This is a genomic window from Aeromonas schubertii (assembly GCF_000820105.1).
GTDB lineage: Bacteria > Pseudomonadota > Gammaproteobacteria > Enterobacterales > Aeromonadaceae > Aeromonas > Aeromonas schubertii.
In genome coordinates, this window is the sequence record NZ_CDDB01000001.1 from 63,585 (window position 1) to 77,200 (window position 13,616).

Sequence of the window (13,616 nt, forward strand, 5' to 3'; positions counted from 1 at the left end):
GCACTTAGCCTGCCAGCAGCTCGCGGGCGTTGGCCAGGGTGTTGTCGGTGATGTGATCCCCCCCGAGCAGACGGGCCAGCTCGTTGAGTCGGTCCCGCTGGGCCAGGGGCTGCATGCGGGTTTCCGTGGTGTGGCCGTCGGTGTGCTTGCTCACCACCATGTGCTGGTGCCCGTTGCCGGCCACCTGAGGCAGGTGAGTCACGACCAGCACCTGGGTCGATTCCCCGAGCTGGCGCAGCAGGCGCCCCACCACGGCGGCGGTGGGGCCGCTGATCCCCACGTCCACCTCGTCGAAGATCAGGGTGGGGGTAGCCATCTGGCGAGCACTGATCACCACCAGCGCCAGGCTGATGCGCGACAGCTCACCACCCGAGGCAACCTTGCCGAGGGGTTGCAGCGGCTGTCCCGGGTTGGTGGTGACCATAAACTCGATCCGGTCGATGCCAAGGGGCGAGAGACTCTGCCCCCGATCGGCGATCACCTCGATGGCAAACTGGCCCTGGGGCATGGCCAGCTCGGCCATGCTCTCGCTGACCCGGCCGGCCAACGCCTCGGCGTGACGGCGACGGCTTTGGCTCAGCGCCTCGGCGGCGGTGAGGAAGGCCTCGCGCGCCTCGGCGAGCTCAGTCTCCATCCCCTCGAGACGCGCCTCGTCGGAGCCGATGCGATGCAGCTCTTCGGTCAGCCCCTGATGATGCAGGGCCAGTTCGGCCGGTTTGACATGGTGTTTGCGGGCCAGCGAGATGGCCCGCGACAGGCGGCTCTCGAGCTCGATGAAACGCTGGGGATCGAGTTCGAGATTGTCCAGATAGCCGCGCAGCTCCCCATGGCTCTCTTGCACCTGGATGAGCGCCTCATTGAGCATCTCGAGCACAGGGGTGAGGCGGGAGTCCATGCCGACCAGCCCTTCGGTCTTGTCGATGGCGACCTGCAGCAGGCTGGTGATGGTGGTGTCGTCGTTCTCGTAGAGCAGATCGATGCAGCTGCCGCACTCTTGCATCAGCTCGGTGCCGTTGGCCAGGCGCTGGTGCTCCTCTTCTACTTCCTCGAACTCGCCGGGTTGCAGGGCAAACTCGTCGAGTTCCTGCACCTGATACTCGAGCAGCTGGCGACGAGCCTCGCGCTGCTGCTGCTCGGCCTTGAGGCGGACCAGCTCGTTTTGCAGCTGGCGCCAGCGCTGGTAGTGCTCGCGCACCTCACCGAGGAGCAGGGTATGGCCGGCGTAACCGTCGAGCAGGGCAAGCTGATAGTCGGGGCGTAGTAACAGCTGGTGGGCGTGCTGGCCGTGCACGTTCACCAGCAGCTGGCCCAGGCTCTTGAGCTGGGCCAGGGGCACAGGCACGCCGTTGATATAGCTGCGTGAACGCCCCTCGGCCGAGACCACCCGGCGCACTATGCACTCTTCTCTCTCTTCGCTTTCCAGCTCGTTGCTGGTGAGCCAGCCGCGGGCGGCGGGGTTGCCGGCAAGCAGGAAACGGGCGCTCACCTCGGCCTTGTCGCAACCGGGGCGCACCATGCTGGCCTCGGCCCGCTCGCCCAGGCACAGGCCCAGGGCATCGATGGCAATGGATTTGCCCGCACCGGTTTCACCCGTGATACAGGTCATGCCCGACTGGAGATCGAGCTCGAGGAACTTGACGATGGCGAAGTTGGTAATGGTGAGCTGTGCCAGCATGGTCGCGCGTCCTGTAAGGCCATACATTACTGTTTATGTATCCAGTATATACTGGTTTTACATACAGTAAAGATGCCGGGCCGAGGATCTCGAAAAACGGCCCGCACAGGGCCGAATGACACGGGGCCAGAAGGGCAGGGTTAGAAGAGCTTGCTGCCCCAGCCGAGCTTGTTGCGCAGCACGTGGAAGTAGCTGTAATCGAGGGGATGCACCAGCTTGAGCTGGTGGTGGCTCTTCTTGATGATGATCTCGTCGCCCGGGTGCACCGCCAGGGTGATCTGGCCGTCGCAGCTCACCTGCATGGCGTCGTCCTGGTTGTCGGGAGAGACCAGCAGGCGCACCTCGCAGTCGGCGTCCAGCACGATGGGGCGGCTGCTCAGGGTGTGCGGAAACATGGGCACCAGCGTGATGGCGCTGAGCTTGGGGGTGAGGATGGCGCCGCCGGCCGAGAGGGAATAGGCGGTGGAGCCGGTCGGGGTCGCCACGATAAGTCCGTCCGAGCGCTGACTGTACATGAAGCTGCCATCGATGTAGACCTCGAACTCGATCATGTGGGCGATCTTGCCCGGGTGCAGCACCGCCTCGTTGACGGCGAGGTTGCTCGCCTTGCGCTCCCCGTGGCGATAGACGGAGGCCTCCAGCAAGAAGCGCTGCTCGCTCTTGAAGTGGCCCGAGAGCACCTGCTCGAGGGGCACCAGATAGTCTTGCGGCGAGAGATCGGTGAGAAAGCCGAGGTTGCCCCGGTTGACGCCGATCACCGCCACGTCGAAGCGCGACAGGACCCGCGCCGCCCCCAGCATGTTGCCGTCGCCGCCCACCACGATGGCGAGATCGGCGCGCTCCCCGAGCTGCACCAGATCGACGATGGACTCATTGTCTGCGACGCCGAGGGCCTGTGCCACCCGGCTCTCGACCAGCACGGTGAAGCCGCGTTGGGTCAGGTAGTCGTGCAGTCCTTTGAGGGTCTGATTGGCGCCGTTGTGATGGGGTTTGCCGATGAGGCCTATGGTCTTGAACGGAGAATTCATGGTTTGCGTCGTATGTCGCCCGTGATGGGGCGAGTATACCGCGTTTGCCCCGCTTTTCTGCTGCTATATAGCCAAACCGGCGCATGCCCTCTTGAAAGCCGGTTCGTCGTCCCCATAATAGCCCCACGTAAAGAAGTTACCTGTAATTTGGAGATGTCATGAACCACGAAGAGCAGAAGGTCGAACAGGTGGAAGGGCTGGAAGATCACGTCGAGCAGCCCGATGTGGACAGCGAACTGACCCCGGAGCAGGCACGCATTGCCGAGCTGGAGGCCCAGCTCGAGGCTGCCACTGCCGCCGCGGCCGACGAGCGGGATCGTGCGGTTCGCGCCGTCGCCGAGATGGAGAACCTGCGTCGCCGCGCCGCCCAGGACGTGGAGAAGGCGCACAAGTTCGCCCTCGAGAAGTTTGCCGCTGAGCTGCTGCCCGTCATGGACAACCTGGAGCGCGCCATCGAGCTGGCCGACAAGGAGAACGAGGCCCTCAAGCCGATGGTGGAAGGGGTTGAGCTGACCCTCAAATCCATGCAAAACGGCGTGGCCAAATTTGGTCTGGTGGCGGTGGATCCCACCAACCAGCCGTTCGATCCCAACGCCCATCAGGCCATGAGCCTGGTGCCGAGCGCCGATGTCGCCCCCAACACCGTCATCGCCGTGATGCAGAAGGGCTATGAGCTCAACGGCCGCGTCATTCGTCCGGCCATGGTGATGGTCTCCAAGGCCGTCGACTGAGTCGTCCGGCCGGGAGTGAGCCCGCCCCGTGGCGGGCTTTTTGTTGATTTTTTTTAAGGCCTACCCCTTGAAGGGTCGATCCTGACCCCCATATAGGATTCAAGCCTGCGGCGGGAGTGGCCGGGGCGGTCGGGAAATTTATCGCCGACCCCTTGAAAGCCAGTGGGGGCGACCCTATCTAGCCGTTAACGAGACATAAAGGCAGGTTTGCCTGCCACATCAGTTGAAGCATTTGGAGATTCGTCAAATGGGTAAAATCATCGGTATTGACCTGGGTACTACCAACTCTTGCGTAGCCATCCTCGATGGCGACCACGCTCGCGTGATCGAGAACGCCGAGGGTGACCGTACTACTCCGTCCATCATTGCCTATGCCGATGACGGCGAAATCCTGGTCGGTCAGCCTGCCAAGCGTCAGGCCGTCACCAACCCGAAAAACACCCTGTTCGCCATCAAGCGTCTGATCGGTCGTCGTTTCGAAGACGATGAAGTGCAGCGTGATCTCGAGATCATGCCGTACGCCATCGCCAAGGCCGACAACGGTGACGCCTGGGTTGAGGTGAAGGGCAAGAAGATGGCCCCTCCGCAGATCTCTGCCGAGGTGCTGAAAAAGATGAAGAAGACCGCCGAAGACTTCCTCGGTGAGCCGGTGACCGAAGCCGTTATCACTGTGCCGGCTTACTTCAACGACGCCCAGCGTCAGGCCACCAAGGACGCCGGTCGCATCGCCGGTCTGGAAGTGAAGCGTATCATCAACGAGCCGACCGCGGCCGCGTTCGCCTATGGCGTGAACAAGGTCAAGGGCGAGCGCAAGATCGCCGTCTATGACCTGGGTGGTGGTACCTTCGATATCTCCATCATCGAGATCGATGAAGTGGAAGGCGAGACCACCTTCGAAGTACTGGCCACCAACGGTAACACCCACCTGGGCGGCGAAGACTTCGACAACCGCATGATCAACTACCTGGTTGACGAGTTCAAACGTGAGCAAGGCATTGACCTGCGCAACGACCAGCTGGCCCTGCAGCGCCTGAAAGACGCCGCCGAGAAGGCCAAGATCGAGCTCTCCTCTGCCCAGCAGACCGACGTCAACCTGCCGTACATCACCGCCGATGCCACCGGTCCCAAGCACATGAACATCAAGGTGACCCGCGCCAAGCTGGAAGCCCTGGTAGAAGACATGGTGAAGGACTCCCTGGAGCCGGTTCGCGTTGCCCTGAAAGACGCAGGCCTGTCTGTTGGCGAGATCGACGACGTGATCCTGGTGGGCGGTCAGACCCGTATGCCGCTGGTTCAGAAGACAGTGGCCGAGTTCTTCGGCAAAGAGCCGCGCAAAGACGTCAACCCTGACGAAGCCGTGGCCATGGGTGCTGCCATCCAGGGCGCCGTACTCTCTGGCGAGAAGACCGACGTACTGCTGCTGGACGTGACTCCGCTCTCTCTGGGTATCGAGACCATGGGTGGCGTGATGACCGCGCTCATCGAGAAGAACACCACCATCCCGACCAAGAAGTCCCAGGTGTTCTCCACCGCCGAAGATAACCAGTCTGCCGTGACCATTCACGTGCTGCAGGGTGAGCGCAAGCGCGCCGGTGACAACAAGTCCCTCGGCCAGTTCAACCTGGAAGGCATCCGTCCGGCGCCCCGTGGCCTGCCGCAGATCGAAGTGACCTTCGACATCGACGCCAACGGCATCCTGCACGTCTCCGCCAAGGACAAAGAGACCAACAAGGAGCAGAAGATCACCATCCAGGCTTCCTCCGGTCTGTCCGATGCCGAGATCGAGCGCATGGTTCGCGAGGCCGAAGCCAACGCGGCCGAGGACAAGAAGTTCGAAGAGCTGATCCACGCCCGCAACCAGGCCGATGGTCTGCTCCACTCCGTGCGCAAGCAGGTTACCGAAGCCGGTGAAGCCCTGCCGGCCGACGACAAGAGCAAGATCGAAGCCGCGCTGTCCGAGCTGGAAGCGGCTATCAAGGGCGACGACAAGGCCGCTATCGAGGCCAAACAGCAGGCTCTGCTGGAAGTCTCCCAGAAGCTGATGGAGATCGCTCAGCAGCAAGCCCAGGCCCAGCAGGGTGGCGAGGCCGGTGCCGGCCAGCAGCAGTCCTCTGCCAAGGCTGACGATGACGTGGTCGACGCCGAGTTCGAAGAAGTGAAGGACGACAAGAAGTAATTGTCCCGGCGGGTCGGCAACGGCCCGCAGGGTGCGCCCCTGAGTGCACTGTCCATGAATTCACGGGCGTTGGGAGACCAACGCCCGTCTGCATAAATGCTGATATAGCAACAGGATGAGTATGTCGAAGCGCGATTACTACGAAGTGCTGGGTGTGGCCAAAGGCGCCGACGAGCGCGAGATCAAGAAGGCCTACAAGCGCCTGGCCATGAAGTACCACCCGGACCGCAACCAGGGTGACGCGGAGGCCGAGGAGAAGTTCAAGGAGGTCAAAGAGGCCTACGAGATCCTGACCGACGCCGAGAAGCGGGCCCGTTATGACCAGTTTGGCCATGCCGGGGTCGACCCCAACATGGGTGGCGGACACGGTGGCTTTGGCGGCGGTGCCGACTTTGGCGACATCTTCGGCGACGTGTTTGGCGACATCTTCGGTGGCGGACGTGGTGGTCGACGTGGCCCGGCCCGCGGTGCCGACCTGCGCTACAACATGGAGCTGACTCTGGAGGAGGCCGTGCGCGGCGTCTCCAAGGAGATCAAGATCCCGACCCACGTGCACTGCGAGCAGTGCAACGGCACCGGCGCCAAGAGCAGCGCCGACGTTAAGACCTGCCCCACCTGCCACGGCTCCGGCCAGGTGCAGATGCGCCAGGGCTTCTTCGCGGTGCAGCAACCCTGCCCCCACTGCCACGGACGCGGCAAGATCATCGCCATCCCCTGCGGCAAGTGCCACGGCGAGGGTCGCTATCAGCGCACCAAGACCCTGTCGGTCAAGATCCCGGCGGGTGTCGACACCGGCGATCGTATCCGTCTCTCCGGCGAAGGTGAAGCGGGCGAGACCGGCGCGCCGAACGGGGATCTCTACGTGCAGGTGCACGTGCGCGAGCACGAGATCTTCGAGCGCGATGGCAACAACCTCTACTGCGAGGTGCCGATCAGCTTCACCGCGGCGGCCTTGGGCGGCGAGATAGAAGTGCCGACCCTGGACGGCCGGGTCAAGCTCAAGATCACTCCTGAGACCCAGACCGGCAAGATGTACCGGATGCGCGGCAAGGGCGTGAAATCGGTGCGCTCCGGCCAGATTGGCGATCTCATGTGCAAGGTGGTGGTCGAGACCCCGGTCAACCTCACCGAGGAGCAAAAAGAGCTGCTGCGTCAGCTGGACAACTCCTTCAGCGGGGCGGCGGCCAAGACCCACAAGCCCAAGTCCGAGGGCTTCTTCGAAGGGGTGAAACGCTTCTTCGACGATCTGACCAACTGACGGGTCATCCACAACGCCGGCTTTCGCCGGCGTTGTTCTTTCTGCCGGGGCAGGCGTGACCCTGTGCCGTGTCTGGGCCGGCTGCCCATTGAGAGCAAGGGCGACCCCCCTGATTGCCCCCTTGCCACCACATTTTCTTACAAAATAACCGACCGGCGATGGCGCCATCTTGGGTTAAAAGGAGTCCCTGTTACCCCACACGGAGTGGTTGTTATGAACCGCAAACGTCGCGCCGCCCTCTTGTCGGTCTGTTCCAACAGCGTGCTGATCGTCGCCAAGCTGGCCGTCGGCCTGCTCACCGGGGCGGTCAGCATCATCTCGGAGGCGATCCACTCGGCCATGGATCTGGTGGCCTCCCTCATCGCCTTCTTTTCGGTGTCGCGCTCCGACGCGCCCCCCGATGCCTGTCACCCCTATGGACATGACAAGATAGAAAACATCTCCGGCGTCATCGAGGCGCTGTTGATCCTGGCCGCCTCGCTCTGGATCCTGTTGGAGGCGGGGTCCAGGCTGTTTGCTCCCGAGCCGCTGACAGGCCCAGGCTGGGGTGTGCTGGTGATGGGGGGCTCGGCCCTGGTTAACGTGTTGGTCTCCCGTCACCTCTATCGGGTCGCCCGGGAGGAGGAGTCCCTGGCCCTCGAGGCCGATGCCTTGCACCTGAAGGCCGATGTGCTGACCTCTCTCGGGGTGGCGACGGGGCTGCTGCTTATCTGGGGTGGCATGGTACTGGGTTGGGATCTGGCCCGCCTGGACCCCCTGGTCGCCATCGGCGTGGCCCTGTTCATCCTCAAGGAGGCCGCCGAGCTTTTGGCCCGGGCCCTGCGTGGTCTGCTCGATCACCGAATGGAGGAGGGGGAGCTCGATTCACTCGAGGCATTGCTACGGGAGCGTTGCCCCCGGGGCACCGGCTATCACGACCTGCGCAGCCGACAGTCCGGTCGTCGCCGCCATATCGACTTCCACCTGACGGTGCCGCCGGCCATGACGGTGGATCGCGCTCATGCCCTGTGTGACGAGCTGGAGGAGGCGATCCTGGGGCTGCTGCCCCATGCGGTGGTGCTTATTCATGTGGAGCCTGATGGCGTACACCCGTTATAACAGAGGGGCGGCCATGGCCGCCCCGTTTCATTGCGTAAATCCCATTCGCTTGAGGATCATCGCCGCCGGGCAGAAGCCGGTGAAGGCGCTCTGGATCAGGTTGGCACCGACAAACACACTCAACCAGACAAAGGCCGGGTGTACCCAGGTGGTCAGTGCCAGGGAAAGCAGCAGCATGCAGCCCGCCACCACCCTTACCCCATTGTCTACCGTCATCACTCCCTCCCCATCATATTGAATTAGTCATTGCTAATTTAGCATTGCTTTATAAAATAGAGCAAATATCAGCAATTTCTAATTTAAAGCCATGAGTCAGTTCGATGAGATGAATCGTCACGCCGAAGCGGCCGCGACCCTGCTCAAGGCCCTGGCCCATCCCGAGCGTCTGTTGGTGTTGTGCCAGCTGCTCGAGGGGGAGAAGGGGGTGGGCGAGCTGCTCGCCCACAGCCGTCTCGGTCAGTCCGCCTTCTCCCAGCAGTTGGCGGTGCTGCGGCGCTGTGGGCTCATCCATTCGCGCAAGGTGTCCCAGCAGATTTACTACTCGCTGAGGAGCGAGGCGGTGAGTGATGTGCTGGCCGCCCTGGCTCGTCACTTCTGTCACGTCGAGGAGAAAGAGAATGATTGAGACCCCATGGTTGCTGTCGTTACTGGGCGGCACCCTGATAGGCGGCGCCGCCCTGCTTCTGCTGCTGGTCGGTGGGCGCATCGCCGGGGTGAGCGGAATCCTGGCCGAGGCGCTGCAGCGGGGGACTCCCTGGCGCTGGGTTTTCCTGTTGGGGCTGGGACTCGGCGCCTGGCTCGCCTTCACCCTGGGCTGGGCCACCCTGCCCGTTTTCGATGCCCTGCCGGCCTGGCCCTGGGTGTTGAGTGCCGGGCTTCTGGTCGGAGTCGGTACCCGGCTTGGCAATGGCTGTACCAGTGGTCACGGCATCTGCGGCATGGGGCGACTGTCGCCGCGCTCCCTGGCCGCGACCCTGACCTTTATGACCAGCGGTATCGTCACCGTCTTCATCACTCACCACCTCTTGTAAGGAGTCTCTCATGCTGCCGTTTGTCACCCTGCTCTCGGGCACCCTGTTTGGCCTTGGCCTGGCTATTTCGGGCATGGTGGATCCGGCCCGGGTCACCGGTTTTCTTGACCTGGCCGGTGCCTGGGATCCTGGCCTGGGTTTCGTGATGGGCGGGGCCCTGGCGGTCTTCCTGCCCGGTTACCTGCTGTGGGTGCGCCCCCGTCGCCAGAGCCTGCTTGGTCAGTCGCTCCCTCCCGTACCTGCGGCCCGCATTGACGCTCGTTTGCTTGGTGGTGCTGCCCTTTTCGGGGTAGGCTGGGGCATGGTGGGGATTTGTCCGGGGCCTGGCATCAGCCTGCTGGCCAGCGGCCACCCCCTCATCGTGCTGTTCGTGGCGGCCATGGGGGCCGGTCTGCTGCTGGTGGACCGACTCTTGGTGCCGCGTATTCTGGCCGCGCGCGCCTGACGCACGACCCACAGGGAGGTGAACCATGACGACGAGGATACACGCTCTGATGCTGGGGCTCTTGTTGACAGGGCCCCTCGAGGCCGAGGAGATGGTAACCCTGCAGGCGGAGCCGGTGGCACGCTGGCTTACTCTGGATGGTCGGGTTGAGCCCATCAATCAGGGTACGGTTGCCGCTCAGACCAGTGGTCGCGTCGTGCGTATGCTGGTGGACGTCAACGATCGGGTAGAGACCGGGGCACCGCTGCTGGAGATCAGCGGCAACGAGCAGTCGGCCGCAGTGGAAGGGGCCAAGGCCAGGCTCGCCCGTGCCCAGGCTCAGCAGCGCGAGGCCGATCGCCAGCTCACCCGCTTTCAGGCTCTCTCGGTCAAGGGCGTGGTGACCCGCTCCCAGCTCGATAACGCCCAGGCCGCCGCCCTGGCGGCGCGGGCCGAGGTGAAGGCGGCCGACGCCGCCCTGGTTCAGGCGCGCGAGGCCTTTGGTTACACCCGGATCCTGGCCCCCTATGGGGGTGTGGTCACCGCCCGCCATGTGGAGCTGGGAGAGACGGTCGCCCCCGGCACACCGCTGCTCTCCGGCCTCTCCCTCGATGCCCTGCGGGTGGAGAGTGAATTGCCCCAATCGCTCCTCGGCAGCGCCGCCTTGCAGAGCGATGCCATCGAGGTGCTGTTGCCTGGCGGTGCAATACAACCGCTGCGCATCAAGCGCTTCGACTATGCCGATCCCCAGAGCCACACCTTTCGTCTGCGTCTCGACTTGCCCGAGCGCCAGGCCGGGGTACTCCCGGGCATGTGGGTCAAGGTCCGGGTGCGTCTCGGTGAGCGCAACGCCTTGATGATACCGGCTGGTGCCTTGTTGCGTCAGGGGGAGCTCAGCGCCGTCTACCTGCGCCGTGGTGAGGCGTGGACCCTGACCCCGGTGCGGGTGGGGGAGAGCGAAGGAGAGCGCGTCGAGATCCTGGCCGGCCTCAAGGCCGGCGATCGCATCGCAGCCGATGCCTGGGCCCGGGTACGGGAGGGCGATCATGAGCAGTGAGCAGCCCCTCGGCATCGCCGGTCGCCTCGCCGCCGCCTTCCAGGGCAGCGCCATCACGCCACTGCTGGCTCTGGTGGCCCTGCTGCTCGGCCTGTTCGCCGTCATGGTGACCCCCAAAGAGGAAGAGCCGCAGATCGACGTTACCTTCGCCGATGTCTACATCCCTTATCCGGGGGCCAGCCCGCGCGAGGTGGAAAACCTGGTCACCACCCCGGCCGAGCAGGTGATCTCCCAACTGGCCGGCATCGATACCCTCTACTCCTTCTCCCAGCCCGACGGCGCCCTCATCGTCGTGGTGTTCAAGGTGGGGGTGAAGCGGGAGCGGGCCATCGTCGATCTCTACAACCAGCTTTACGCCAACAAGGATTGGCTTCCCGCCGGTCTCGGCGTGGGGGAGCCCCTCATCAAGCCGCGTGGCATCGATGACGTGCCCATCGTCAGCCTCACCCTGTGGAGCAAGAGCCTGGGCGCCGCCGCCCTGACCCGCGCCGCCCACGAGCTCGAGACCGAGCTCAAGCGCCTGCCGGGCACCCGTGACATCACCACCCTGGGCGGGCACGACGAGGTGCTGAACGTGACCCTGGATCCCGCCGCCCTGGCGGCCCACGGCCTGACGCTGCAGGCGCTGAGCCAGCGACTCGGCGCCGCCAACCGGGTCGCGCCGCTGGCGGGCATCACCCAGGATAACCGGGAGTTCAAGGTACAGACCGGTGCATTCTTGCGCACGGCCGACGAGGTGGCACAGTTGGTGGTCGGTGTGCAGGAGGGCAGACCCGTCTACCTGGGAGAGGTGGCCAGCATTGGCCTCGGCGCGGCTCAGCCGACCCGCTTCGCCTGGTTTGCCACGTCTCAGGGGGGGCCCTACCCGGCGGTCACTCTCGCCATCGGCAAGCAGCCGGGGCAGAACGCGGTAGAGGTGGCCAGGCGTATCGAGGCGCGGGTGGCACAGCTTGAGGGTCGCCTGCTACCGAGCGAGATCGAGGTGAGTGTCACCCGCGACTACGGGGTGACCGCCGCCGACAAGTCCAATACCCTGATCGGCAAGCTCATCTTCGCCACCGCGGCCGTGGTGCTGCTGGTGGTGGTGAGCATGGGTTGGCGCGAGGCCCTGGTGGTAGGGCTCGCCATCGTCATTACCCTGCTGCTCACCCTGTTTGCCTCCTGGGCTTGGGGGTTTACCCTCAACCGGGTGTCGCTGTTTGCCCTTATCTTCTCCATCGGCATTTTGGTCGATGACGCCATCGTGGTGGTGGAGAACATTCACCGTCACCGGGCGCTCTCCCCACGCCCCCTGCGCGAGCTTATCCCGGGGGCGGTAGACGAGGTGGGGGGGCCGACCATACTCGCCACCCTCACCGTCATCGCCGCCCTGCTGCCGATGGCGTTTGTCAGCGGCCTGATGGGCCCCTACATGAGCCCCATCCCCATCAACGCCAGCATGGGAATGCTGCTCTCCCTGCTGGTCGCCTTCATCTTCTCCCCCTGGCTCGCCGGGCACCTGCTTGGCCATCACGCCCATCAGACGCCAACCGCCGGGAGTGGCACCCTGTTTGAGCGGCTGATGTCCCCCTTTCTCATCGGGGCGGGAGCGAGGCGGGCGAGGCGCCTGCTGTGGCTCGCCGTGATCCTGCTGGTGGGGGCCGCGGCCAACCTGCCGGCGCTCCAGTGGGTGGTGCTCAAGATGCTCCCCTTTGACAACAAGTCCGAATTCCAGCTGGTACTCGACATGCCCGAGGGAACCAGCCTGGAGCAGACCCAGCGCACCCTGATGGCGCTCGGCCGCGAGCTTGGCAAGGTGCCCGAGGTGAAGGACTACCAGATCTACGCCGGCACCGCGGCCCCCATCAATTTCAATGGCCTGGTACGCCACTACTTCGTGCGTGGCGGCGCCAACGTGGGCGACATCCAGGTCAACCTGGTGGACAAGCACGCGCGCTCGCGCAGCAGCCACGCCATCGCCCGCGCCCTGCGGGAGCCATTGCAGGCCATCGCCCGCGCCGAGGGGGGCAATCTCAAGGTGGTGGAGGTGCCGCCCGGACCGCCGGTCTGGTCACCCATACTGGCCGAGGTCTACGGTCCGACCGATGCCCTGCGTGCCCAGGGGGCCGAGCAGGTGATGACGGCCCTGCGCGAGACGCCCGATGTGGTCGACATCGATCTCTACCGACCCGATGCCCAGCCCCTGTGGCGCCTTGTCCTCGACCGCAGCAAGGCGGCCCGGCTCGGGGTGGATGCGCAAGAGGCAGTGGCTACCCTGGCCGCCGCAGTGGGAGACGCCGACGTCACCTGGCTGCACCGGGAGGAGGCCAAGTACCCGGTGCCGGTGCGCCTCACCCTGAGCCAGGCCGACCGGGTCGATCTCCGCGGCGTGCTGGCCCTCAAGGTGCGTGGAGCGTCGGGGGGGCTTGTCCCCCTCTCGGAGATCATCGAGCGGCGGGACGAGACCCTGCCCCCCTATATCACCCACAAGAACATGCTCCCCATGGTGATGGTGGTGGCCGACATGGCCGGCTCGCTCGACAGCCCCCTCTACGGCATGGTGGAGGCGGGCAGCCGTATCGCGTTGCCCCAGTACTATGTGCACCAGCCCAATGGCCCCGGAGAGGTGGCCATCCTGTGGGACGGGGAGTGGAAGGTGACCTATGAGACCTTCCGCGACATGGGGATCGCCTACGCCGTCGGCATGGTGCTTATCTACCTGCTGGTGGTGGCCCAGTTCCGCTCCTACCTGGTACCCCTCATCATCATGGCGCCCATCCCGCTCACCCTGATCGGTGTCATGCCGGGCCATGCCCTGCTCGGCGCCCAGTTCACCGCCACCTCGATGATCGGCATGATAGCCCTGGCCGGCATCATAGTGCGCAACAGCATACTGCTGGTGGACTTCATCGAGCTGGAGCGAGGCCAGGGCACCCCCTTCGAGCAGGCGGTGATCCGCGCCGCCCAGGTGCGCGCCAAGCCGATCCTGCTGACGGCGCTGGCGGCCATGACAGGCGCCCTGTTTATCCTGGATGACCCCATCTTCAATGGGCTGGCCATTTCCCTCATCTTCGGGATCCTGGTCTCGACCCTGTTGACCCTGGTGGTGATACCCTTGCTCTATTACGCCCTGCTCGCGCGCCGGGGCTGACGGCGCGC

General features: G+C 64.5%; 12 protein-coding genes. 9 read left to right on the forward strand and 3 right to left on the reverse strand.

Annotation, left to right across the window (positions count from 1 at the left end; genetic code table 11):
- Positions 1-4 precede the first annotated feature (4 nt).
- Positions 5-1,675 (reverse strand): DNA repair protein RecN, encoded by a 1,671-nt coding sequence (recN, locus tag BN1133_RS00245; RefSeq protein ID WP_050664565.1) that lies wholly within the window; start codon positions 1,673-1,675, stop codon positions 5-7.
- 140 nt (positions 1,676-1,815) lie between these two features.
- Positions 1,816-2,703, reverse strand: a complete 888-nt coding sequence (gene nadK / locus BN1133_RS00250; RefSeq protein WP_050664566.1) for an NAD(+) kinase — start codon at positions 2,701-2,703, stop codon at positions 1,816-1,818.
- A 158-nt stretch (positions 2,704-2,861) separates the two neighbouring features.
- Here nadK and grpE point away from each other — a divergent pair, with 158 nt between their 5' ends.
- The 4 genes from grpE to BN1133_RS00270 all read left to right on the forward strand — a co-directional run bounded on the left by grpE (position 2,862) and on the right by BN1133_RS00270 (position 7,966).
- Positions 2,862-3,434, forward strand: a complete 573-nt coding sequence (grpE, locus tag BN1133_RS00255; RefSeq protein WP_050664567.1) for a nucleotide exchange factor GrpE — start codon at positions 2,862-2,864, stop codon at positions 3,432-3,434.
- A 247-nt stretch (positions 3,435-3,681) separates the two neighbouring features.
- Positions 3,682-5,610, forward strand: coding sequence for a molecular chaperone DnaK (dnaK, locus tag BN1133_RS00260; protein ID WP_050664568.1), 1,929 nt, complete (start codon positions 3,682-3,684; stop codon positions 5,608-5,610).
- A gap of 121 nt (positions 5,611-5,731) precedes the next feature.
- The gene (gene dnaJ, locus BN1133_RS00265; RefSeq protein ID WP_050664569.1) at positions 5,732-6,868 is read left to right on the forward strand and encodes a molecular chaperone DnaJ; all 1,137 of its coding nucleotides are present in this window, start codon (positions 5,732-5,734) and stop codon (positions 6,866-6,868) included.
- Between the two features lie 213 nt (positions 6,869-7,081).
- Positions 7,082-7,966, forward strand: a complete 885-nt coding sequence (locus BN1133_RS00270; RefSeq protein ID WP_050664570.1) for a cation diffusion facilitator family transporter — start codon at positions 7,082-7,084, stop codon at positions 7,964-7,966.
- 27 nt (positions 7,967-7,993) lie between these two features.
- Here BN1133_RS00270 and BN1133_RS00275 read toward each other — a convergent pair whose 3' ends face one another.
- On the reverse strand, positions 7,994-8,182 hold the full coding sequence (locus BN1133_RS00275) for a YgaP family membrane protein (RefSeq protein WP_050664571.1): 189 nt from the start codon (positions 8,180-8,182) through the stop codon (positions 7,994-7,996).
- Positions 8,183-8,273: 91 nt separating this feature from the next.
- On the opposite strand from BN1133_RS00275, the gene BN1133_RS00280 reads away from it, so the two are divergent.
- The 5 genes from BN1133_RS00280 to BN1133_RS00300 all read left to right on the forward strand — a co-directional run bounded on the left by BN1133_RS00280 (position 8,274) and on the right by BN1133_RS00300 (position 13,608).
- Positions 8,274-8,591, forward strand: coding sequence for an ArsR/SmtB family transcription factor (locus tag BN1133_RS00280; RefSeq protein WP_050664572.1), 318 nt, complete (start codon positions 8,274-8,276; stop codon positions 8,589-8,591).
- On the forward strand, positions 8,584-8,997 hold the full coding sequence (locus BN1133_RS00285) for a YeeE/YedE family protein (protein WP_050664573.1): 414 nt from the start codon (positions 8,584-8,586) through the stop codon (positions 8,995-8,997). The genes BN1133_RS00280 and BN1133_RS00285 overlap by 8 nt, the downstream gene beginning before the upstream one ends.
- A gap of 10 nt (positions 8,998-9,007) precedes the next feature.
- Complete coding sequence (locus tag BN1133_RS00290; RefSeq protein WP_050664574.1) at positions 9,008-9,442, forward strand: DUF6691 family protein; 435 nt, start codon at positions 9,008-9,010, stop codon at positions 9,440-9,442.
- 91 nt (positions 9,443-9,533) lie between these two features.
- A complete protein-coding gene (locus tag BN1133_RS00295; RefSeq protein ID WP_231686218.1) occupies positions 9,534-10,478 on the forward strand; it encodes an efflux RND transporter periplasmic adaptor subunit in 945 nt (314 codons plus the stop codon).
- Positions 10,468-13,608, forward strand: a complete 3,141-nt coding sequence (locus BN1133_RS00300; RefSeq protein ID WP_050664576.1) for an efflux RND transporter permease subunit — start codon at positions 10,468-10,470, stop codon at positions 13,606-13,608. Before BN1133_RS00295 ends, BN1133_RS00300 begins: the two co-directional genes overlap by 11 nt.
- The last annotated feature ends 8 nt before the right edge of the window (positions 13,609-13,616 follow it).